Below are 21,731 nucleotides of genomic sequence, written 5' to 3'. Positions count from 1 at the left end.
GTCATGACGGACAAATCAAATGACTTTGAACATGTGCGACAGATCCATACGGTCCTGACCCTGCATTTCCTCGAAGGGCAGAAACAGGCCGAGATCGCGGCGGCGCTCAACCTGTCCACCTCCAAGGTGAACCGGCTGATCACCCAGGGCCGCCAGATGGGGATGGTCAAGATCGACATCGAAAGCCCGTTTCAGGCGCTCATGGATATCGAACGCGCGCTGACCGATGCCACCAGCCTGGATGACGCCATGGTCGCCCCCTTCGTGCAGGGCAGCCCGAAGGCCACGTTGCAGCAGGTTGGCCGCGCCGCCGCCAGTCAGGTGCTCGAAACGCTGCGCGACGGCGATGTCATCGCAATTACCGGCGGCAAGGCGGTCAGCGCGGTTGTCGAAAACCTCGCCCCCGATCACCGGGTCGATGTCACCGTGGTGCCGCTGACGGGCGGCGTGCAGGGCAAGTATTACACCGATGTGAACCATCTCGCGACACGCATGGCCGAACGGCTGGGCGGCAAGACGATGCTGCTGCATGCGCCGCTGTTCGCCGAAAGCCGGGAACAGCGGGACATGCTGATGGAAGTCGCCTCGATCCGCGAGGTCTTTGACCTCGCCCGCCGGGCCAATGTGGCGCTTGTCGGCGTGGGCTCGATCCAGGCGGAAGGGTCAAGCTATTACGACCTCCACCCGGTGCCGGATGCGGACCGCAAGATGCTGGTCGGCATGGGGGTCGTGGGCGAGTTTCTGGCCCATCTCATCCACAGCGACGGGGCGGTGTCGAACTATGCGCTGAACTCGCGCCTCGTCGCACTTGCACCCAAGGAACTGCCCAAATGCGCCCGCGTCATCGGGGTGGCCTCCGGCCATGAAAAGGCCCAGCCGATCACGGCCGCGCTGAACGGCAATTTTTTGAACTCACTGATCCTTGACGAAGAAACCGCCGGATCGGTCCTGAAGGAACTTGAAGGGAAACAGAATGTCGCATGAGATGCTAACGCGGGAGATAGGAGCCTCCGGAATTTCGGCATCCGCCGTTGGACTGGGGACCTGGGCGATTGGCGGCTGGATGTGGGGCGGCACCGACGTTGACCGCTCCATCGCCGCAATTCACGCCTCAATCGACGAAGGCATTTCGCTGATCGACACGGCCCCGGCCTATGGGCAGGGCGTGGCCGAAGAGATTGTCGGCAAGGCGCTGAAAGGCCGCCGGGACAAGGTTGTGCTGGCCACCAAATGCGGCCTTGTCTGGCACAGTCAGCAGGGCAACCATTTCTTCGATTACGAGGGGAAACCGGTTCACCGCTACCTTGGCAAAGACGCGATTATCTACGAGGTCGAGCAAAGCCTGAAACGCCTGCAGGTGGAGTGCATTGATCACTACATCACCCATTGGCAGGACCCGACCACCCCCATCGAAGAGACGATGGAGGCGCTGGAGGCGCTCAAGACCCAGGGCAAGATCCGCTCGATCGGGGCCAGCAATACCTCGGTCGCGGATGTCGAGGCCTATATCGCCGCAGGTCAGCTGGATGCGATCCAGGAGGAATATTCGATGGTCAGGCGCGACATCGAAAACACCCTCTTGCCTGTTTGCCAGAAGGCTGGCGTGGCGGCGCTCAGCTATTCCTCGCTGGCGCTTGGGCTGCTTTCGGGAAAAATGACGCCGGAGCGGGTTTTCTCCGGCGATGACCAGCGCAAGGACAACCCCCGCTTTTCCATGGCCAACCGCAAGAAGGTCGCCGCCTTGATGGAAACCATCAGGCCGATCGGTGCGGCGCATGGGGCGACACCGGCGCAGATCGTGATCGCCTGGACCTTGCAGCAACCCGGGATCACCTTTTCGCTGTGCGGCGCGCGTGATGCGCAACAGGCGTCAGAGAATGCCAAAGCCGGTCGCATTCGGCTCTCGGCAGAGGAGGTATCCCTGATTGATCGAAACGCAAAAACCCACCTGAGCGGTCTGGACGCATAGGCCGGCCTTCAAACCAGAACCACTGCACCGCAGGAACGTCGATTTCGGCGAACGGAGAAATAATGTCCGAGCAACGGAAGCAAAACCTGGCACAGCTGACGCGCAACGCGGCCTTTGACGCGGTTGTCGTCGGCGGCGGAGTGAACGGGATTGGCGTCTACCGGGATCTGTCCTTGCAGGGGCTGCGGGTTCTGTTGATCGAACGGAACGATTTTTGCTCTGGCTGCAGCGCGGCACCGTCCCGGATGATCCACGGCGGCCTGAGGTATCTGGAGAACGGCGAATTCGACCTTGTGCGGGAGTCGCTTTTTGAGCGCGATGCCCTGTTGCGCAATGCGCCGCATATGGTGCGCCCCCTGCCCACGGTCATTCCCATCGCCTCGTGGTTTTCGGGGACCTTGAACGCGGCCGCCCAGTTCCTGGGCCGTGGCGGAAAACCGGCGGCGCGCGGGGCGGTGCCGATCAAACTGGGTCTGGCGCTTTATGACTGGGTCACGCGCAAACGGCGGGTGCTGCCGAAACACAGGTTCCATTCCGGCGCGCAGACACGGCGGTTGTGGCCTGCGCTGACGGATAAATCGCGACGCTCCGCCGTCTATTACGACGCCTGGATCAGCCATCCCGAACGTCTTTGCGTCGAGTTGCTGCGCGATGTAGCAGAGGCCGCCCCCGGTTCGATTGCCCTGAATTATGCCGAGATCGAACTGAACGGGAATATCTTTCGCCTGCGCGACAGCCTGAGCGGCGCAACCTTCGAGATTTCGCCCAAAGTGGTGGTCAATGCCACCGGTGCATGGCTGGATGACACCATCGCCGCACTTGTGCAGGGCAAGACCGAACGCCTGGTATCAGGCACCAAGGGTTCTCATCTGATCATCGACAATGCCAGACTTTACGACGCCCTGAACGGCCACATGGCCTATTTCGAAAACACCGATGGCCGTGTCTGCATCGTATTCCCCTATCAGGGCAAGGTTCTGGCCGGATCGACGGACATCCGGGTGGAGAAAGCCCGGCGCGTGCGCTGCGAAGATGATGAACGCGACTATATCCTCGGTGCGCTGCGGCTGGTGTTTCCGCAGGTGGCGATATCGGCGGATGAGGTGGTGTTCAGCTACAGCGGCATTCGCCCCCTGCCCCACAGCGATCAGGATTTCACCGGACGGATTTCGCGCGGGCACGACATCCGGCGGCTGCCCGGGGCGGTGCCGCAATTCTGCATGGTGGGCGGCAAGTGGACAACCTTCCGGGCTTTCGCCGAGCAGACCGCCGATGCCGTTCTGTCGTCTCTTGTCCGCAACCGGCGCGTCTCCACGCGTGACATGGCCATCGGCGGCGGCAGGCAGTTCCCGGATGATCCATCCGATCTGTGCAGGCAGTTGCGGGCGCAATATGCCCTGCCCCCGAACCGGGCCGAACAATTGATCGACCGCTACGGGACCCGGGCCGCAGAACTGGCCGGCTTCTGCCAGGCAGAGCAGGACAGGCCGCTTGTCGCCGGATGCACCTATGGCACGGCAGAAATCCTCTGGATCTGCCGCAACGAATTTGTCGAAACCCTGTCAGACATCGTGCTGCGGCGGACGGCACTGGCCATCTCCGGGCAGATTTCGATGGAGATCATCGCAGCGCTTGCCGCGCTTTTCGGGCGCGAGCGGGTGTTGCCGGAGCGTGAAATAAAACGGCAAAGCGACGCGCTGATTGCCGAGCTGGACAGCTATCACGGCGTGACCAGCGCCATGTTGGTTGCAAGAAATGAAAGCAGGAGAATGTAATGCGCATAAGCACCAAAGCCCGAATGAACCGGATGTTTACCAATGGGGGATGTCTGGATGTCGCCGTCGATCACGGCGTGTGTAACGAGCCGAGCTTCCTCGATGGTCTGGAAGATATGGCAAGCGTGATGAACACGCTGATCGCGGCGCGGCCCGATGCGATCCAATGCGCCTATGGTCAGGCCGACCTGCTGCAGTCGCGCCCCGAAAAGGACAAGCCGGCGCTGGTGATGCGGATCGACATGGGCAACCCCTATAACGATCAGCGCCACCGCGTGATGTGGTCGATCCTGCAAAACGCCGATGAGCCGATCCTCGGCGCGCTGGAAATGGATGCAGCGGCGGTTGTCGTGAACCTGTTCATGTTGCCGGACGAGCCGGAACTCTTCCGCCAATGCGTCGCCAATATCGCCCGGGTGCGCGATGCCTGCCAGCGCTACGGCATGCCCCTGATGATCGAACCGCTGGTGATGCTGCCCAACGATCTGCGCGGTGGCTATCAGGTCGACGGCGATGCGGAAAAGATCGTGACGCTGGTGCGGCTGGCCTCGGAAATGGGGGCCGATATCATCAAGGCGGACCCGACCGCCAACCCGCAGGATTTCCATCGGGTGATCGAAGCGGCGCGCGTCCCCGTGCTGGTGCGTGGCGGTGGCAAGGAAGACCTCAAGACCGTCCTGACAAAATCAGCCGCCTTGATGGCGCAGGGCGCGCAGGGCATGGTCTATGGGCGCAACATCTATCAGCATGACAATCCAAAGGCCGTGGTGTCGGCGCTGATGGCGATGATCCACAACAAGGCCGGCGGCGAAGAAGCTTGGGATATCTACAACCGTGGCTGATACCGAAAGATATCTTCTGGGTCTGGATGCGGGCAATACGGTGATCAAGGCCGTGTTGTTCGACCTTGACGGGGGGCAGGTGGCACGCTGTGCATTGGATGGCAGATCCGCAACCCCGGAACCGGGGCATGTCGAACGCGACCTGACCGAGCTTTGGGCAAACGCGCGGCAGGCGATTGCAGGCTGCCTGCAAAAGGCGGGGGTCGATGCGCGGCAGGTGCTGGCCGTCGGCTGTGCCGGGCATGGCAACGGGCTTTACATGCTTGACCGCGCGGGTGCGCCGCTTGTCGGCATCCAGTCGCTGGATACGCGGGCCGCCGGGCTGGCCGCCGAACTGGATGCAGAAAACGGCGATGCTCTGCACGCGATTTGCCTGCAAAAGCCATGGCCATCACAGACCCCCACCCTGCTGGCCTGGATCAAACGCCACCGCCCGGCGCTTTACGATGCATGCGATACGGTGCTTCTGTGCAAGGATTTCATCACCTACAAACTGACAGGTGAGCGGGTCAGCGAGGTGTCGGACATGTCCGGATGCGGCCTGACCGCCATGCCGGGGTGCACCTATGATGACAGGCTGTTGCAGCTTTACGGTCTGGCAGATGCCCGCGCGAAACTGCCCCGGCTGATCGACCCGGCGGAGATCGCGGGGCACATCACCCCCGAGGCCGCCGCGGCAACCGGGATTGCGCCGGGCACCCCGGTCATCGGGGGCTATTTCGACGTGATCTCCAGCGCCATGGGATCGGGTGTGGTGGGCGCCGGGCAAGCCTCGATCATCGCCGGAACATGGGGCATCAACCAGGTTTTCTCTGACACACCGGTCAAGGACCCGAAGGTCTTCATGGTCTCGGGCTTTGGCAAGGGACGCTTTGCCAATATCGAATCCAGTGCCACCTCGGCGGCCAACCTGGAATGGTACGTGCGCGAATTCGTCGAGCGCGGCAAACATCACGACGATCCGTTCGGCTTTTGCAATGACCGGATGGGCCAGGTGCAGCCCCGCGCCGATGATCCGTTTTTCCACCCGTTTCTCTATGGTTCCGCGCAGGGCGCCACCTGCCGCGCCGGGTTCTACGGGCTGGCCGGGTGGCATGGCGAGGGGCACATGCTGCGCGCCCTGTTCGAGGGGATCATGTTCGAACATCGCCGACACATATCGGTGTTGAAGATGGCCGGGGTCTCCTTTGACAGTGCCGTCCTGTCCGGCGGCGGGTCGCGCAGCCCGCATTGGCCGCAGATGTTCGCCGACTGCCTGGGCGTGCCGATCACGGTGGCGGAAACCCAGGAAACCGGCGCACTGGGAGCGGCGATCGGGGCGGCCCTCGCCCTGGGCGAAGTAGATTCCTACGAAGAGGGTCTGGCCCGCATGGTACGCGCCCGGACCACCTTTGAGCCGGATGCGGATATGCATGATCACTACGGCCAGAGATATGCGCGCTACCTGTCTTTGATCGACGCGATGCGCGGCTTCTGGGAGAGCGTGCCATTTGGGGAAACTCAAGTATAAGCTGACAGCAACCGGCGGTTTTTCGACGCGAATGTCGCGGGCAGCCGCCAGACATTGCGACGGGCTGAACGATCAACACGCCGGGAACCGAACACAGACAGGAAAGGTCCACCCCCATGCGCAAATCCGAAACCCTCGATGGTGACTATGACTATATCATTGTCGGTGCAGGCACGGCGGGTTGTGTGCTGGCCAACCGCCTGAGCGCGAACCCGAAGGTAAGGGTGCTCTTGCTGGAAGCGGGTGGATCGGACCGGTATCATTGGGTGCAGATACCGGTTGGTTACCTCTATTGCATCGGCAACCCGCGCACCGACTGGATGATGAAGACAGCCCCCGAACCGGGCCTGAACGGTCGCGCGCTGGTCTATCCGCGCGGCAAGGTCCTGGGCGGCTGTACCTCGATCAACGGCATGATCTACATGCGGGGCCAGGCGGCCGATTATGATCACTGGCGGCAGTTGGGCAATACCGGCTGGGGCTGGGACGATGTCCTGCCCTATTTCCTGAAATCCGAGGACCATCATGGCGGCAAGACAGCCCTGCATGGCGCGGGCGGCGAATGGAAGGTCTCACGGCAGCGGCTGAAATGGGACATCCTGAAGGCCGTGCAGACCGGCGCGCAGGAATTCGGGATCATGCCCCGCGATGATTTCAACGACGGCAACAACGAGGGCAGCGGTTTCTTCGAGGTGAACCAGAAAAACGGGCGGCGCTGGAACACCGCGCGCGGCTTTTTGCGCCCGGCGATGAAACGCCCCAATCTGCGGGTGTTGACGCAGGCAGAGACCGAACGGCTGGTCCTGGACGGAAAACAGGTTACCGGCGTGCGGTTCCGCCACAGGGGCGCGGTTTTCGAGGCAAATGCCAGGGCCGAAGTCCTGCTGACCGCGGGTGCCATCAATTCGCCAAAGATCCTTGAATTGTCGGGGATCGGGCGCGGCGCGCTGCTGGCGGACCTCGGCATAAAGGTGCGGCATGAAAGCAAGGGGGTGGGTGAAAACCTGCAGGACCACCTTCAGATCCGGACGGTCTTTGGCGTCGAGAATGCCAGTACCCTCAACACGATGGCAAACAATGTGTTTGGCAAGATCAGGATGGCGGCGCAATATGCCGCACTCCGGTCCGGCCCGATGTCGATGGCGCCCAGCCAGTTCGGCATGTTCACCAAATCGGACCCGTCGCTCGAAACCCCGGACCTGGAATATCATGTTCAGCCCCTGTCCACCGACAGGCTGGGCGACCCGCTGCATCCGTTTCCGGCCATCACGGTATCGGTGTGCAACTTGCGCCCGGAAAGCACGGGCTCCTGTCATGTCACGGCGGGCGGTGCGGGCGTGCAGCCGGAAATCCGGCTCAACTATCTGTCCGCCGAGAAGGACCGGCAGATCGCGGTAAAATCCGTGAAACAGGTGCGCCAGCTGATGAGCGCCAAGGCATTGGCCCCCTTTCACCCCAATGAGATCCTGCCCGGCCCCGGTGTGCGGTCCGACGACGATCTGATCAAGGGCGCGGGCGATATTGCGACCACCATCTTCCACCCCGTCGGCACCTGTAAGATGGGATCAGATGACAGGGCTGTCGTGGATTGCGAACTGAAGGTCCGTGGCCTGAGCGGGCTGCGTGTGGTGGATGCGTCGATCATGCCGAAAATCACCTCGGGCAACACCGCATCACCGGTCGTCATGATCGCGGAGAAAGCCGCCGACATGATACAAATGGAGGCCAGGCGATGACCGCCATTGTCGCCATTGCCCGTATCCTGCCGCGACACGGTCAGTTCGACCACGTCCTTGCCGCAGTCGAAAAGCTCGCCGATGAGAGCCGCCGCGAAACAGGGTGCGACCGGTACGAAGTCTACCTGTCCGCCGCCTCGGGGCAGGATATTCTGATCCATGAAATCTGGCGGTCCGCGGCCGATCTGAAAGCGCATGGCCAGACGCCGCATGTGGCGCTGTTCAAAACTGCGATCAGCAGCTGCGCCGAGGTCGAAGTTGATAAGTTCCCTCAGGCTCAGCGCCTCTGAGACCCCCCTTGGGGTGCCATAACGCTCAACCTCCGTTCTTGCGAAGTTAGGTTTGCAAAGCTACCCTGGAAGGAATTGCAAATTTGCAAAGGGCGGATGATGGCGGTCAAGAAACTCTATGCCGGGGCCAAGCTGCGCGAGCTGCGCACCAAGATGGGCCTGACGCAAAAGGATTTTTCCGCTCGGCTGGGCATTTCGCTGCCCTATCTCAACCAGATGGAAAACAACAACCGCCCGCTGAGCACGACGGTTGTCCTGGCTTTAGCGGCGGAATTCGGGCTGGATGTGACCGAACTCAGCGCTGGCGATGGCGAGCGGCTGGTCACCGACATGCGCGAGGCGCTGAGCGATCCTGTCTTTGGCGGCAACACGCCACCGGTGGCCGACCTGCGGCTGACCGCCTCGAACGCCCCGGCCCTGGCGCGCGCCTTTCTGGAACTGCACCAGCATTACCGTCAGGCCCATGAAAGGCTCGCCTCGCTGGACGAGGCCCTGGGCCGCGAAGACGCCCGCGCCGCCCCCTCGCCCTGGGAGGAAGTGCGCGATTTCTTTCACTACTGCGATAATTACATCGACGCTGTGGACCGTGCCGCCGAACATTTCGCATCGCAGCCCGGCGGGCCGCGCAACACCCGCGTCGCGGCAGTCTCTGCCCTGTCCAACGCAGGCGTCAGCGTCATCTTTGCCGACACCGACGCGCTGCGCCACTTTGACCCGGCGGAACGGGTGCTGACCCTGTCTGACCGCAGTGCGCCCGAAACCCAGACTTTTCAACTGCTGCTGCAGGTCGCCCTGACCCGTCAGAACAAGCTGCTGGAAGCCACCCTTGACCTCGCCCGGTTCCAGCCCGGCGCCGCCCGCGACATCGCCAAGATCGGGCTGGCCAATTATTTTGCCGGTGCGGTGCTGATGCCCTACAACGCCTTTCTGACCAAGGCGCAGGAATGCCGTCACGATCTGGAAATCCTGGCCAGCCATTTCGGGGCCTCCATCGAACAGGTCGCCCACCGGCTGTCCACGCTGCAGCGGCCGGGCGCCAAGGGCATTCCCTTTTTCTTTGTCCGGGTCGATCAGGCCGGCACGATCACCAAACGCCACTCCGCCACGCGGTTGCAATTTGCACGGTTCGGCGGGGCCTGCCCGCTGTGGAATGTGCATCGCGCCTTTGAAACCCCGGGCCGCTTCCTGCGGCAACTGGCCGAGACCCCCGATGGCGTGCGCTATATCTCCCTTGCGCGGGACATTTCGAAACCGGCGGGCCGCTTTGGCGCGCCGGTGCGGCGCTATGCCATCGCGCTGGGGTGCGAGGTGCGCCATGCGGATGCGCTGGTCTATGCCGACGGGCTGGATGTCACCCGGCATTCCGCCTTTGAGCCGATCGGCATTTCCTGCCGCATCTGCGAGCGCAAGAATTGCCACCAGCGCGCCGTGCCCCCGCTGGAACGGCATCTGGTGGTGGATCCTGACCGGCGCGACCTGCTGCCCTACCGGATCGAATGATCAGCGACGCGCGGGCCGCCAGCCCGAGGCGCGCGCCTGCGCTTCGGAACAGAACCAGCGCTCGCCCTGCTCCGGCCTGATCCCGGTTCGGTCGTAGAACGCCTGCCCCGGCATATGATAGATCCTGTCGCCCGCCGCATTGATGTTGCCCTTGATGCGGCAGTCCGGATCGCTGGTCACCCGCCCCCTGATCCGGGTCAGCCGGTAGCGCGCGGGCGAGTCCAGGGCAAAGCCGTGAATCCCCCGCTCCGCGACAAACGCCGCCTTCTCGTCCAGATCGTAATCGTATGAATATCTGCGATAGGCATAGGCCAACCCGGCGCTGACCAGGGTTTTTCCAATATCCTCACCCGCCACGAAACAGCGCGCCACGATGCGGCCATATCGGTCCCGGTCCAGCGGCGTGCAGCGCGCCGCCTGGCCCTCGAAAAGGTCGCGCACCTGCTGCGTGACCCAATCGCCGCAGCCCCAGTTCTGGCCCGACAATGTGGTGCAGGGCTGATCACGCTCCGGCGCATCAATGCCGAATATCCGGATGCGCGTGCCCCCCACATCAACCGTATCGCCATCAATGACGCGCAGTGTTCCGCTGACCTCTGCCGACAGCACCGCTGTCGCCAGGCCCATCGCCAGCACAAACCATGAACAAAGTCTTAACATCTGGTTAACGTGGCAGGATTTCCCCGCCCCGGCAACGGCTGTTGTTAAGAATGATTAACGCTGCGCAGTTTCCCAATCCGGATGGATCCAGGGCACATCATTCGCCCGTGCCAGCGGTTCCCGGCCCAGCAACAGATCAGAGACCTTTTCCCCCACCATGATCGACGGCCCGTTGAGATTGCCATTGGTGATCCGGGGGAACACCGAACTGTCCGCCACGCGCAGCCCCTCCACCCCGATCACCCGGGCTTGCGGGTCCACCACAGCCAGCGGATCATCGGCGCTTCCCATCCGGCAGGTGCCGCAGGGGTGATAGGCGCTCTCCGCATGGTCGCGGATGAACCCGTCCAGTTCCGCATCCGATTGCAGCGCAGCACCGGGCTGGATCTCGTGCTTGACGTAAGGCCTGAAGGCCTCCTGCGCAAATATTTCCCGCGTCAGGCGGATGCAGGTCCGGAAATCCTCCCAATCCTCGGGGTGGGACATGTAGTTGAAGCGGATCACCGGATCAGCCGCCGGATCAGCCGACCGCAGGCTGACCGAGCCGCGTGATTTCGACCGCATCGGGCCGGTATGGGCCTGAAAACCATGCCCTTCCGCCGCCGCCTGACCGTCATAGCGCACCGCAATGGGCAGGAAATGATACTGGATGTCCGGATAGGGCACACCTGCGCGGGACCGCACAAAAGCCGCGCTTTCAAACTGGTTCGACGCGCCCATGCCGGTCTTGGTAAACAGCCACTGTGCCCCGATCAGCCCCTTGGAAACCAGATTCCAGTGCTTGTACAAGGTGATCGGCTGGCTCGACGCCATCTGGATGTAAAGCTCCAGGTGATCCTGCAGGTTCTGCCCCACGCCGGGGCGGTCGGCGACCACCGCGATCCCATGCCCGGCCAGATGCGCGGCAGGGCCGATCCCCGACAGCATCAACAGCTTGGGCGAATTCAGCGAGGAAGCGGCCAGCACCACCTCGCGTTCGGCCCCGATCACCTCCACCCGGCCCCGGCGCACAACCTCGACCCCCGTGGCGCGCCCGTCCTCGATTACCACGCGCTGCGCCAGGGCACGGATCAGCTGCACATTCCCGGTCTTCTGCGCGGGCCGCAGATAGGCATTCGCCGCCGACCAGCGCCGCCCGCCCCAGACGGTCTGCTCCATCGGGCCAAAGCCTTCCTGCTTTTCCCCGTTGTAATCGTCGGTCACCTCGTAACCGGCCTGCTCGCCCGCCCGCACAAAGGCTTCGAACAGCGGGTTCTTGCGCGGGCCGCGGCTGACATGCAGCGGCCCGTCGGTGCCGCGCCAGGCGGGGTCGCCGCCATGACCATTGTCATGCCAGCTTTCCATGCGCTTGTAATAGGGCAGCACATCCGCATAGGACCAGCCGCGCGCACCTGCCTCTTCCCAATGGTCGAAATCCATCGCATGCCCGCGCACATAGACCATGCCGTTGATCGACGACGACCCGCCGATCACCTTGCCCCGCGGGCAGGCCAGCCGCCGCCCGCCCAGATGCGGCTCCGGCTCGGAGGTATAGCCCCAGTCATAGGTCTTCATGTTCATCGGATAGCTCAGCGCCGCAGGCATCTGGATGAACGGCCCCGCGTCCGAACCGCCATGTTCGATCACGATCACCTTGCGCCCGGCCTCTGCCAGGCGATAGGCCATCGCGCATCCCGCCGACCCGGCCCCCACAATCACAAATTCAGCCCGCATTTGTCCCACCTTTCGTGATTCCGCGCAGGGTCAAGGATCGCGGCACGCGACCGGGCTTGCCCGGCTTGTCCTTGACGCTGCGGGGAATCGCATCGTCAAAATTGTGCAGGTGACTTGAGGATCAGATTGATCCCTCAAGCACCTCTCAGCAGATTTCAAATCCCTCCCGGCACGCGCGCGGCTGATCCTATGGGCTCAGCCCGCAACAGGCACCGAGAATGTCATGCGCGTCAGCGCATCCCACAATGTCATGCGCGTCAGCGCGCAATTGGATCACGCCCCCTCAGAAGGGCGCTTCCACATCGTCCATGCGCACAAAGACCGACTTGAGCTGACTGTAATATTCAATCGCCGCCTTTGAATTCTCGCGCCCCACACCGGAATTCTTCGACCCGCCAAAGGGCGCTTCCACCGGGGCATCGTTATAGCTGTTGATGAAACAGGTGCCCGCCTGGAACCCGGCGGCCACCCGGTGCGCACGCGCCAGGTCCCGGGTAAAGACACCGGCGGCCAGGCCGAACTCCGTGTCATTGGCCCGCGCCATCACGTCGTCCTCATCCTCGAAATCCAGCACCGCCATGACCGGGCCGAAAATCTCCTCGCGGGCAATGGCCATATCGTCACGCACATCGGCAAAGACCGTGGGCTGCAGATAGAACCCCTCCCGGTCGATCCGCTTGCCGCCGGTGACAAGGCGCGCGCCCTCGGCCTGACCTTTCTCGATATAGCCCAGCACGATGTTCATCTGTCGCTCTGACACCATTGGGCCAAAGCTGGTCGCAGGGTCCATCGGATCGCCGATCACCGCATTGCCCAGCCGCTCGGACAGGCGGGCCAGGAATTTCTCCTTGATGGCGCGGTGCACAAAGACCCTTGTGCCGTTGGAGCAGACCTGGCCGGAGCTGTAGAAATTGCCCAGGATGGCCCCGCCCACGGCGTTCTCGATATCCGCATCCTCGAAGATGATCAGCGGCGACTTGCCGCCCAGCTCCATGGTGACATGTTTGATCCCCGCCGCCGCAGCCGCATAGACCTTGCGCCCCGTGGGCACCGATCCGGTCAGCGACACCTTGTCGACGCGCGGGTCGGTCACCAGCGCGCCGCCGACCTCGCCCATGCCCTGCACCACGTTGTAAAGACCTGCGGGCAGGCCGGCCTCATGCAGGATCTCGGCGACTTTGAGGGCGCAAAGCGGCGTCGTCTCGGAGGGTTTGAAGATCATCGCATTGCCGCAGGCCAGCGCCGGCGCGCCCTTCCAGCAGGCGATCTGCGTGGGATAGTTCCAGGCGCCGATCCCGACGCAGAGCCCGAGCGGCTCGCGCCGGGTATAGGCCCAGTTCCCGCCCAGCTGGATATGCTCGCCGGTCAGGGTTGCGGCCATGCCGCCGAAATATTCCAGCGCATCCGCGCCCGAGGTCGCATCGGCGACCGATGTTTCCTGATAGGGTTTGCCGGTGTCCCAGGTTTCCAGAACGCTCAGATCGTGGTTCCGCGCGCGCATCATGTCGGCGGCGCGGCGCAGGATGCGGCCCCGCTCCGTGCCCGTCATCGCCGCCCAGCCAACCTGTGCTGCGCGCGCGGCCCCGATCGCCTGTTCGATGATCGCCGGCGTTGCCGCATGGACCGTCGCGATCTTTTTGCCGGTGGCAGGATAGATCACGTCGATGATCGTGCCCGCGGTGTCTTCGACATAGGCGCCATTGATGAAATGGCTGGCGGGAGGTTGCGTATCATAGGGCATGGCGCGTCTTTCGGAAACGGAGTGCAGGTGTATTTGAGGAACAATGAAACCACTGGCGGTCATTCGCCGCGCGGGAACCGTTTGCTTTCCTCAAGGATGTTCAGGTCCATATGGTTGCGCATGTATTGCTCCGAGGCATTGCGCAGCGGCTGGTAGTCCCAGGGGTAATAGCCGCCCTCGCGCAGCGCCTCGTAGACCACCCAGCGGCGGGCCTGGCTCTTGCGGACATCGGCGTCAAAGGCTTCGAGATCCCAGCGGCCCGCGGCCTCGATGCGGAAATTCTCCAGCGTTTCGGCATGGGCGGGGTCTTCGGCGAGGTTGGCAAGCTCATGCGGGTCGGCATCCAGATCGAACAGCTGCTCGGGGTCGATGGCGCAATTGGTGTATTTCCAGCGCCCCTGCCGCAGGGCCACCATGGGCGATTGCGTCGCCTCGGCAGTATATTCCATCGCAACCGGGTCGGTGCGTGCGACCCCCTGCCCCATCGGCACCAGCGAGGTGCCGGTGGTCCAGGGCATGACCTCTTCCATGCTGACGCCGGCAAGATCGCAGAGCGTCGGGCAGATGTCGATGTTGCTGACCGGTGTGGTCTGCAGGCCGGGCGCCATCTGCGGTGCCGCGATCATCAGGGGCACCCGCGACGAGCCTTCGAAGAAGGACATCTTGAACCACAATCCGCGTTCGCCCAGCATGTCGCCGTGGTCGGAGACAAAGACCACGATGGCCTCTTGCCGGGTGTCCTCCAGCGTTTGCAGGATCTCTCCGATCTTGTCGTCGAGATAGCTGATATTGGCGAAATAGGCGCGGCGCGAGCGGCGGATGTCCTCTTCGGTGATGTCGAATTCGCGCCAGTTGTTGGCATCGAAAATGCGCTGCGAATGGGGATCGTGGTCTGCGTAATCCATCGCCGGGACCTGCGGTTGCAGATGTTCGCAATCCTCGTAGAGGTCCCAGTATTTGCGCCGCGCCACATAGGGGTCATGCGGATGGGTGAAACTCGCCGTCAGGCACCAGGGACGGTCATCGCCGCCGCGCGCGTATTCATAGATCTGGCGCACGGCGTTATAGGCAACCTCGTCGTCGTATTCCATCTGGTTGGAGGTTTCCGCCACCCCTGCCCCGGTGACCGAGCCCATGTTGTGATACCACCAGTCGATCCGCTCGCCGGGTTTGCGATAATCCGGCGTCCAGCCGAAATCGGCGGGGTAGATGTCGGTGGTCAGGCGCCGCTCGAACCCGTGCAGCTGGTCGGGCCCGACAAAGTGCATCTTGCCCGACAGGCAGGTCTGGTAGCCCGCGCGGCGCAGGTGGTGCGCATAGGTCGGGATCGAGGAGGCGAATTCGGCGGCATTGTCATAGATGCCCGTGGCGCTTGGCAATTGCCCCGACATGAAGGCTGCCCGCCCCGGCGCGCAGAGCGGTGACGCGGTATAGGCATTGCGGAACCGGGTGGCGCGCGCCGCGAGCCGCTTCAGGTTGGGCGCATGGAGCCAGTCGGCCGGACCGTCGGGAAACAGCGTACCGTTCAGCTGGTCGACCATCAGGATGAGGATATTCGGTCTGGTCATCATTGCGCCCCCAAAAGCAGTTCAAGTGTGGAAAGTGCACTGTTGCGTGCAATGTCGGGGTGCCCGCGCCGGGACAGGGCGGCGCGCAGGTAGAGCCCGTCGATCAGCGCGGCGATCGTGTCGGCATCTGCCTGCGGCTGCGCGCTGATCCCGCGCAGCGCATGGCTCAGGTTCGAGCGCAACCGCCGCTGATAGATGCGCAGCAGGCGCCGGGTTTCGGGATGGGTGCGCGATGCGGCGTAAAGGGTCATCCAGGCAGAGACCGTATCGGGGGCAAAGCAGGTCTCGTCGAAGCTGGCCTCGATGATGGCCACAGCGCGGTCCTTGCCGCTTTGGGCCCTGGACAGCCGCTTGTGCACCTCTGACTTATACTCCGTCAGGATATGGCGCATTGCCGCGAGGAAAATCTGGTCCTTGCCGCCAAAATAGTGATGCGCCAGCGCAGTGGACATGCCTGCGCGGCGGGCGATCTGGCCCACGGTGACATCCAGCGAATGCGCGGCACCGATCTCGGCGATGGTGGCCTCGACCAGGGCAGAGCGGCGGATGGGCTCCATTCCGACTTTGGGCATGCGGATTCGACCTTTCGGTTGCTACTGCTCCTTCCTAATGAAATGTTTATTGATCCGTCAATCAATAACCTGCGGCAGGCGGCGATCAGACCTTGGTCTGGAAGTTGGCCGGGGTGACCGGGCGGTTCAGCATCGCTTCGCGCCAGGTGATGAACGTGACGGATGCAAGGATGACGAAACCGCCCAGCACGACCCAGATGTCCACCGGCTCGGCAAAAGCCACGGCACCAAGTGCCGTGGCCCAGACCAGTTGCAGGAAGGTGACCGGCTGCGTGACCATGACCGGGGCCGCGGCAAAGGCCAGTGTCATCGTGTAATGCCCCGCGGTCGCAAAAACCGCGACAGTGGCCAGCAGCATCAGCTCCTTGCCCGTGGGTGCGATCCAGACAGGCAGGGCAAAGGGGGCCAGACCGATGGTCACGAAGATCGACATCATCCCGACCACAACCGCCGGACGCACCTCGTCCGCCAGCACCTTGGCCAGCAGATAGGACCCGGCAAAGACCACCGCCGCCGCCAGCATGGCCAGATGGCCGGGGCTGACCTCGCGAAAGCCGGGGCGCAGGATGATGGCCGCGCCTGCAAGGCCCATCATGACCGCGATGATTCGTCTCGCGGCCAGCTTTTCCCCCAGGAAGATGGCCGCGCCGACGGTCACATAGATCGGTGCGAGATAGTTGAGCGCCGTCAGTTCGGCGATGGAGATCCGGGGCATCGCAAAGAACCACAGGATCACCCCCAGCGCGTGGCACAGGCCACGCAGGCCGAACAAGGACCACTGCCGTCTGGTCAGGCGCGCACGCTGCAGCGCCCCGATGGCGGGCAGCAGGAACACCAGCCCGAAGCCATAGCGGATGAAGGCCGCCTCTGCCGAGGGCAGGCGCGGCCCCATGTATTTGACCAGCGCCGTCACGGCGAGAAAACAGAAGCCGGTGACAAGCATCCAGAAGATGCCGACCAGCGGGCGATGGGAGGAAGGATCTGTCATGGCGCGACCATGACCGCGCCGCCAGGCAAGGGCAAGATCACATCAGCAGCAACTTTGCGGCAATCGCCCACATCGTCACGGCAATCACCGCATCCAGAACCTGCCAGCTGTAGGGGCTGGCAAAAAGCGGGCTCAGCAGCCGCGCGCCATGGCCCAGGCTGAAGAAGAAACAGAAGCTGGCAACCACTGCGCCGCTGCCAAAGGCCAGCCGGTCGGGATATTGCGCCGAGATCGAGCCAAGCAGGACCACGGTATCAAGATAGACATGCGGGTTCAGCCAGGTCAGCGCCAGCAGCGTCAGCAGCGTGTTGCGCAGGCTTGCCTGCGCGCCGCCCGCGACCGCCAGCGCGGCCCCGCCCCGCCAGGCCGACACTGCGTTGCGCGCGCCGTACCAGATCAGAAAGGCAGCACCACCATAGCGCATCAGCGGTTCGAACCATGGCACCTGTTCCGCCAATGCGCCAAAGCCCGCGACTCCGGCGGCGATCAGCGCCGCATCGGACAGCGCACAGGTCAGGCAGACCCAGAACACATGGGCACGCCGCAATCCCTGCCGCAGGACAAAGGCATTCTGCGCGCCGATCGCCAGAATCAGCGTCAGGCTCAGGGCAAAGCCGGGCAGGAAGGAGGTGAGCATCGGAACTCCAGCACTTGTTGCGCCGCTTGACTATGGGACGGGTGGTGATTACGCAAATTAATCCGGATCAGATGAATTAAGGACAGCTAATGTCACTCGATACGCACCAGCTTGCCGCACTTGCAGCCGTGCTGCGGCTGGGCAGTTTCGACGCGGCGGCCGCGGCACTGCGGGTCACCCCCTCTGCGGTGTCGCAACGGATCAAGGCGCTGGAGGAACGTATCGGCACCACCCTTGTCCACCGCGCCCAGCCCTGCACGGGCACGCCTTTGGGCAAACGGCTGGCCAAACATGCCGAAGACGTGGCCCTGCTTGAGGCGAATGCATTGGCGGGGCTGACGGATCGGCAAGCCGCCGCGCCCCGGGTGTCGCTTGCGGTGCCTGCGGACAGCCTGGCGACCTGGCTGATCCCGGCGCTGGCGCAGGTCGGGGACATGTGTTTCGACCTGGTATTGGACGATCAGGACACATCTGACGACTGGCTGCGCCGGGGGGAAGTCAGCGCCGCCGTCACCGGGCATGCCCGCGCGGCACCGGGATGCGATGTTCACGCCCTGGGTCATCTGCGCTATGTCGCGACCGCCAGCCCGGCCTTTATGGAGCGCCATTTTGACGGGACCTTCTCCTTGCCTGCTCTGGCGCAGGCACCGATGCTGGTGTTCAACCCCAAGGACCGGCTGCAACACCGCTGGGCCGAAGCGCGAGGGGCCGCGCGGTTTCATCCGCCGATCCATCACCTGCCCTCCAGCCACGGATTTGTCGATGCGGCGCTTTGCGGTCTGGGCTGGGGCATGAATCCGCTCAGCCTGGTGCAGGAGCATCTGCGGCGCGGAAGGCTTGTCACATTGGTGCCGGATGCGCCGCTGGATGTCCCGCTCTACTGGCAGGTCACGCGGGCGCTGGCCCCGGCGCTGAAGCGGTTGACCACAGCGGTCCGAAAAACTGCACAAGACCGCTTGAACCTTCGGGCCTAAAAGCCCATGTCATAAAAAGTACACAAGTGAGTGATCCGGCTATGAAACTTCTGGCGCATCCCACCCGTGCCTCTAGATAACACGCAGCACCAAAGGACACGCCATGCTGGATAACCAACAAAAAATAGCAGTCAGCGCCGAGCAACTTGAAGTGATCGAATCCGCGCTGCACACGCAATCCAAAATCCTGAACGTACAGGCCGAAGCAGGTGGCAGCGCCGCCCGGCAGCGCTTGAACGAGGTCAAAAGGCTGCTGGCACTTCTGTCTCAGCAAAAGCCTACCGATGCGCCAAAACGCTGCACGCGCGGTGCGCTCGGCTGGCTGAGGACGCGCAGCCTCGGGTAAACTGCGCCCTGATCGCATGAAAAAACCGCCCCCGGCCAGGGGCGGTTTTTTGTTGGCGGCAAGAGGTGTCAGCGCTGCGAAAGCCGTTCAGCCGTTCAGCGCTTCCATGACCTCGTCGGAGGCCTCGAAATTCGTGGTGACCCGCTGCACGTCGTCATCGTCCTCCAGCGCGTCCACAAGCTTCATCAGCTTTTCCATGTTCTCCAGATCCATCTCGGTGGTGGTGGTCGGCCGCCAGACCAGTTTGGTCGATTCAGATTCGCCCAGTTCCACCTCAAGCGCGGTGGCCACCTCGTTCAGGTCCGTATCCGCGCACCAGATGGTGTGGCCCTCCTCCGAGCTTTCCACATCTTCCGCCCCGGCCTCGATCGCGGCCATCATGACAGTATCCGCATCGCCCACGGACGCAGGGTAAGTCACCGCGCCCTTGCGGTCGAACATGAAGCCGACCGATCCGGTCTCGCCCAGGTTGCCGCCGTTCTTGGTGAAGGTTGAACGCACGTTGGAAGCTGTCCGGTTGCGGTTGTCGGTCATCGCCTCGACAATCACCGCCACCCCATTGGGGCCATAGCCCTCATAGCGGATCTCTTCGTAATCCTCGCCATCCTGCACCGTGGATTTCTTGATCGCGCGGTCGATCACATCCTTGGGCACGGAAACCGCCTTGGCCTCCTTGACCGCCAGACGCAGGCGCGGGTTCTTGTCGGGGTCCGGGTCGCCCATCTTCGCCGCGACCGTGATTTCCTTGGACATCTTGGAAAACACCTTGGCGCGCACCGAGTCCTGCCGGTTCTTGCGGTGCTGAATGTTTGCCCATTTGGAATGGCCTGCCATGGAAACCTCTTGTTCAGTGATAGCTGGTGTTGCGCCTCTATAAATGAGCGCTTGGGACCAAACAAGCCACAGCGCCGCTTGAGGCTGCCTTTCGCGGCGGGTGTCTTTGCGCGGTGGCGGCGCCCGCAGCACGCGGTGCTGCGCGGCAGCGACAAAAGGCAATCATATCAAGCGCCTCTGCACATCCGCGGGCCAGCCGGAGCGTCACAATGTACGCTTCCCCCCCTGATCCATCCAAGCTACACCTGTGTCATGAGCACAGATCAGATCATTCTCTTCACCCTCTTCGGCGTGGTTTTCGGGCTGCTGCTGTGGGGACGGTTCCGCTATGACCTCGTGGCCTTTGCCGCCCTGATGGCGGGGGTCGTGCTGGGGGTGGTGCCCAGCGAAAACGCCTTTGACGGCTTTGGCCACCCCGCCACGCTCGTGGTGGCACTGGTGCTGGTGGTCTCTGCGGGGCTGGTGCGGTCGGGCGCGGTTTTTCTGATCACCCGCACGCTGGTGGATGCCTCGCGCAGCCTGGGCGCACATATCACGCTGATGGGGGCCATCGGCGGCGTGCTGTCGGCCTTCATGAACAATGTCGCGGCCCTGGCCCTGCTGATGCCGGTGGACATCCAGACCGCGCGCAAGGCGGGCCGGCAGCCGGGGCTCAGCCTGATGCCGCTGAGTTTCGCCACCATCCTGGGCGGCATGGCCACGCTGATCGGCACACCGCCCAATATCATCATCGCCAGCATCCGGCAGGAATCGCTGGGTGCCCCGTTCAAGATGTTCGACTTTGCCCCGGTTGGCGGGATCGCGGCCATTGCCGGGCTGATCTTTGTCGCGCTGATCGGCTGGCGGCTGATCCCCACCCGCGAGGATGCGACGCTGGATGCCGAAGACATCTCGCAATACATCGCCGAACTGACCATCCCCGAGAACAACAAGCAGATCGGCAAGCGCCTGTCCGAACTCTTCGAGACGGCAGAGAAATCCGATGTTGCCATCCTCGGCCTCATCCGCGACGGCAAGCGCCGCTATGGCCAGTCGCGCAATGTCGCGCTGATGGTGGGCGATGCGCTGGTGCTGGAGGCTGCGCCGGATGCGCTGGATGAATTCCGCACCACCCTTGACCTCGCCCTGGCCGACGAAAGCCGCGAGGAACGGCTGAAAGCGGGCGGCGAAGGGGTCGAAGTGATCGAGGTCGTGGTGCCGGAAAACTCCCGTCTGACCGGGCGCACCGCACAGGCGGTGGGTCTGGCCTGGCGGCAGCGCACGATCCTGCTGGGCATATCGCGCAAGGGACGCAAGATTACCTCGTCACTGCGCACCACGGAAATCCAGCCCGGCGACATCCTGTTGCTGCTGGTCCCGCGCGAGACGGCAGCCCATGTCACCGACTGGCTGGGGGTCCTGCCGCTGGCGGACCGGGGCCTGACCGTCACCGACAACGCCAAGGTCTGGCTGGCCATCGGCTTGTTCGGCGGGGCGGTGGCGGCGGCCAGCGTCGGGCTGATCTATCTGCCCATCGCGCTGGGGATCGTGGTGGTCGCCTATGTGCTGACCCGGATCGTGCCCCTGGCGGAGCTCTATACCCATATCGAATGGCCCGTGGTCGTGCTGCTGGGGTCGATGATCCCGCTGGGCGCGGCGCTGGAAACCTCCGGCGGGACAGAGCTGATCGCGAATGCGCTGGTCAGCCTGACCGAAGGCCTGGCCCCCTGGATCGTGCTGACCGTTCTGATGGTGGTCACGATGTCGCTGTCGGACGTGCTGAACAACACCGCCACCACCATTGTGGCGGCCCCTGTGGGCATCCAGATGGCGCAATCGCTGAATGTCTCGCCCGATCCTTTCCTGATGGCGGTGGCGGTCGCGGCATCTTCCGCATTCCTGACCCCGATCGGCCACAAGAACAACACGCTGATCCTTGGTCCCGGCGGCTATTCCTTTGGTGATTACTGGCGCATGGGGCTGCCGCTGGAGATCATCGTGGTTGCCGTGTCGATCCCCGCGATCCTGTTCTTCTGGCCGCTCTGAGCGCCGGGACCACCCGGCACCCCGCGCCACATTCAACCTGATTGCCACAAC

Annotated in this window: 19 protein-coding genes; 11 read left to right on the top strand and 8 right to left on the bottom strand. The window is 63.4% G+C overall.

Annotation, left to right across the window (positions count from 1 at the left end; all coding sequences use genetic code 11):
- The first annotated feature begins 3 nt into the window (after positions 1-3).
- The 8 genes from PVW51_RS19475 to PVW51_RS19440 all read left to right on the top strand — a co-directional run bounded on the left by PVW51_RS19475 (position 4) and on the right by PVW51_RS19440 (position 9,622).
- Positions 4-984: a sugar-binding transcriptional regulator gene (locus tag PVW51_RS19475; RefSeq protein ID WP_274576938.1), complete on the top strand. Its 981-nt coding sequence runs from the start codon at positions 4-6 to the stop codon at positions 982-984.
- Entirely contained in the window at positions 974-1,969 is a 996-nt protein-coding gene (locus PVW51_RS19470) for an aldo/keto reductase (RefSeq protein ID WP_274576937.1), read from the top strand. Before PVW51_RS19475 ends, PVW51_RS19470 begins: the two co-directional genes overlap by 11 nt.
- 62 nt (positions 1,970-2,031) lie before the next feature.
- Positions 2,032-3,744 carry a glycerol-3-phosphate dehydrogenase/oxidase gene (locus PVW51_RS19465; protein WP_274576936.1) on the top strand — a complete coding sequence of 571 codons (1,713 nt, stop codon included), beginning with the start codon at positions 2,032-2,034 and terminating at the stop codon, positions 3,742-3,744.
- Positions 3,744-4,586, top strand: coding sequence for a class I fructose-bisphosphate aldolase (locus PVW51_RS19460; RefSeq protein ID WP_269364747.1), 843 nt, complete (start codon positions 3,744-3,746; stop codon positions 4,584-4,586). Before PVW51_RS19465 ends, PVW51_RS19460 begins: the two co-directional genes overlap by 1 nt.
- Entirely contained in the window at positions 4,579-6,096 is a 1,518-nt protein-coding gene (locus tag PVW51_RS19455) for an FGGY-family carbohydrate kinase (RefSeq protein WP_274576934.1), read from the top strand. Before PVW51_RS19460 ends, PVW51_RS19455 begins: the two co-directional genes overlap by 8 nt.
- A gap of 116 nt (positions 6,097-6,212) precedes the next feature.
- Complete coding sequence (locus tag PVW51_RS19450) at positions 6,213-7,832, top strand: GMC family oxidoreductase (RefSeq protein WP_274576932.1); 1,620 nt, start codon at positions 6,213-6,215, stop codon at positions 7,830-7,832.
- Positions 7,829-8,122 carry a putative quinol monooxygenase gene (locus tag PVW51_RS19445; protein WP_274576930.1) on the top strand — a complete coding sequence of 98 codons (294 nt, stop codon included), beginning with the start codon at positions 7,829-7,831 and terminating at the stop codon, positions 8,120-8,122. Before PVW51_RS19450 ends, PVW51_RS19445 begins: the two co-directional genes overlap by 4 nt.
- Before the next feature lie 99 nt (positions 8,123-8,221).
- Positions 8,222-9,622 (top strand): helix-turn-helix domain-containing protein, encoded by a 1,401-nt coding sequence (locus tag PVW51_RS19440; protein WP_114275964.1) that lies wholly within the window; start codon positions 8,222-8,224, stop codon positions 9,620-9,622.
- On the opposite strand, the gene PVW51_RS19435 is transcribed toward PVW51_RS19440, so the two are convergent.
- The 7 genes from PVW51_RS19435 to PVW51_RS19405 all read right to left on the bottom strand — a co-directional run bounded on the left by PVW51_RS19435 (position 9,623) and on the right by PVW51_RS19405 (position 17,501).
- Positions 9,623-10,249, bottom strand: a complete 627-nt coding sequence (locus tag PVW51_RS19435; RefSeq protein WP_274576925.1) for a thermonuclease family protein — start codon at positions 10,247-10,249, stop codon at positions 9,623-9,625.
- An 87-nt stretch (positions 10,250-10,336) separates the two neighbouring features.
- A complete protein-coding gene (gene betA / locus PVW51_RS19430) occupies positions 10,337-11,995 on the bottom strand; it encodes a choline dehydrogenase (protein ID WP_274576923.1) in 1,659 nt (552 codons plus the stop codon).
- A 283-nt stretch (positions 11,996-12,278) separates the two neighbouring features.
- A complete protein-coding gene (gene betB / locus PVW51_RS19425) occupies positions 12,279-13,736 on the bottom strand; it encodes a betaine-aldehyde dehydrogenase (RefSeq protein WP_114275858.1) in 1,458 nt (485 codons plus the stop codon).
- Positions 13,737-13,795: 59 nt separating this feature from the next.
- A complete protein-coding gene (gene betC / locus PVW51_RS19420) occupies positions 13,796-15,304 on the bottom strand; it encodes a choline-sulfatase (protein ID WP_274576921.1) in 1,509 nt (502 codons plus the stop codon).
- Positions 15,304-15,876, bottom strand: coding sequence for a choline-binding transcriptional repressor BetI (betI, locus tag PVW51_RS19415; RefSeq protein WP_269364728.1), 573 nt, complete (start codon positions 15,874-15,876; stop codon positions 15,304-15,306). The genes betC and betI overlap by 1 nt, the downstream gene beginning before the upstream one ends.
- 85 nt (positions 15,877-15,961) lie before the next feature.
- A complete protein-coding gene (locus PVW51_RS19410; protein WP_269364726.1) occupies positions 15,962-16,864 on the bottom strand; it encodes a DMT family transporter in 903 nt (300 codons plus the stop codon).
- A gap of 37 nt (positions 16,865-16,901) precedes the next feature.
- A complete protein-coding gene (locus PVW51_RS19405) occupies positions 16,902-17,501 on the bottom strand; it encodes a LysE/ArgO family amino acid transporter (protein ID WP_274576915.1) in 600 nt (199 codons plus the stop codon).
- 89 nt (positions 17,502-17,590) lie between these two features.
- On the opposite strand from PVW51_RS19405, the gene PVW51_RS19400 reads away from it, so the two are divergent.
- The gene (locus PVW51_RS19400) at positions 17,591-18,475 is read left to right on the top strand and encodes a LysR family transcriptional regulator ArgP (protein WP_274576914.1); all 885 of its coding nucleotides are present in this window, start codon (positions 17,591-17,593) and stop codon (positions 18,473-18,475) included.
- A 103-nt stretch (positions 18,476-18,578) separates the two neighbouring features.
- Positions 18,579-18,821, top strand: coding sequence for a hypothetical protein (locus PVW51_RS19395; RefSeq protein ID WP_269364720.1), 243 nt, complete (start codon positions 18,579-18,581; stop codon positions 18,819-18,821).
- 87 nt (positions 18,822-18,908) lie between these two features.
- On the opposite strand, the gene PVW51_RS19390 is transcribed toward PVW51_RS19395, so the two are convergent.
- On the bottom strand, positions 18,909-19,655 hold the full coding sequence (locus PVW51_RS19390; RefSeq protein WP_274576911.1) for a YebC/PmpR family DNA-binding transcriptional regulator: 747 nt from the start codon (positions 19,653-19,655) through the stop codon (positions 18,909-18,911).
- 252 nt (positions 19,656-19,907) lie between these two features.
- Between PVW51_RS19390 and PVW51_RS19385 the strand changes: the two genes are divergently transcribed.
- Positions 19,908-21,680: an SLC13 family permease gene (locus PVW51_RS19385; RefSeq protein ID WP_274576910.1), complete on the top strand. Its 1,773-nt coding sequence runs from the start codon at positions 19,908-19,910 to the stop codon at positions 21,678-21,680.
- Positions 21,681-21,731 lie beyond the last annotated feature (51 nt).

This window comes from Sulfitobacter sp. PR48, from assembly GCF_028807335.1.
Classification (GTDB): domain Bacteria; phylum Pseudomonadota; class Alphaproteobacteria; order Rhodobacterales; family Rhodobacteraceae; genus Sulfitobacter.
The sequence above is the reverse complement of the archived record's forward strand: the minus strand, read 5'-3'. Positions and strand labels throughout refer to the sequence as shown.

Excerpts from the sequence above, each read along its gene's own strand:
- PVW51_RS19410 (WP_269364726.1), bottom strand. The coding sequence starts at position 16,864 with ATGACAGATCCTTCCTCCCATCGCCCGCTGGTCGGCATCTTCTGGATG.
- PVW51_RS19450 (WP_274576932.1), top strand. The coding sequence starts at position 6,213 with ATGCGCAAATCCGAAACCCTCGATGGTGACTATGACTATATCATTGTC.
- PVW51_RS19405 (WP_274576915.1), bottom strand. The coding sequence starts at position 17,501 with ATGCTCACCTCCTTCCTGCCCGGCTTTGCCCTGAGCCTGACGCTGATT.
- PVW51_RS19390 (WP_274576911.1), bottom strand. The coding sequence starts at position 19,655 with ATGGCAGGCCATTCCAAATGGGCAAACATTCAGCACCGCAAGAACCGG.
- betI (WP_269364728.1), bottom strand. The coding sequence starts at position 15,876 with ATGCCCAAAGTCGGAATGGAGCCCATCCGCCGCTCTGCCCTGGTCGAG.
- PVW51_RS19460 (WP_269364747.1), top strand. The coding sequence starts at position 3,744 with ATGCGCATAAGCACCAAAGCCCGAATGAACCGGATGTTTACCAATGGG.
- PVW51_RS19475 (WP_274576938.1), top strand. The coding sequence starts at position 4 with ATGACGGACAAATCAAATGACTTTGAACATGTGCGACAGATCCATACG.
- PVW51_RS19465 (WP_274576936.1), top strand. The coding sequence starts at position 2,032 with ATGTCCGAGCAACGGAAGCAAAACCTGGCACAGCTGACGCGCAACGCG.
- PVW51_RS19440 (WP_114275964.1), top strand. The coding sequence starts at position 8,222 with ATGGCGGTCAAGAAACTCTATGCCGGGGCCAAGCTGCGCGAGCTGCGC.
- PVW51_RS19470 (WP_274576937.1), top strand. The coding sequence starts at position 974 with ATGTCGCATGAGATGCTAACGCGGGAGATAGGAGCCTCCGGAATTTCG.
- PVW51_RS19435 (WP_274576925.1), bottom strand. The coding sequence starts at position 10,249 with ATGGGCCTGGCGACAGCGGTGCTGTCGGCAGAGGTCAGCGGAACACTG.
- PVW51_RS19445 (WP_274576930.1), top strand. The coding sequence starts at position 7,829 with ATGACCGCCATTGTCGCCATTGCCCGTATCCTGCCGCGACACGGTCAG.
- betB (WP_114275858.1), bottom strand. The coding sequence starts at position 13,736 with ATGCCCTATGATACGCAACCTCCCGCCAGCCATTTCATCAATGGCGCC.
- betC (WP_274576921.1), bottom strand. The coding sequence starts at position 15,304 with ATGACCAGACCGAATATCCTCATCCTGATGGTCGACCAGCTGAACGGT.
- PVW51_RS19385 (WP_274576910.1), top strand. The coding sequence starts at position 19,908 with ATGAGCACAGATCAGATCATTCTCTTCACCCTCTTCGGCGTGGTTTTC.
- betA (WP_274576923.1), bottom strand. The coding sequence starts at position 11,995 with ATGCGGGCTGAATTTGTGATTGTGGGGGCCGGGTCGGCGGGATGCGCG.
- PVW51_RS19395 (WP_269364720.1), top strand. The coding sequence starts at position 18,579 with ATGCTGGATAACCAACAAAAAATAGCAGTCAGCGCCGAGCAACTTGAA.
- PVW51_RS19400 (WP_274576914.1), top strand. The coding sequence starts at position 17,591 with ATGTCACTCGATACGCACCAGCTTGCCGCACTTGCAGCCGTGCTGCGG.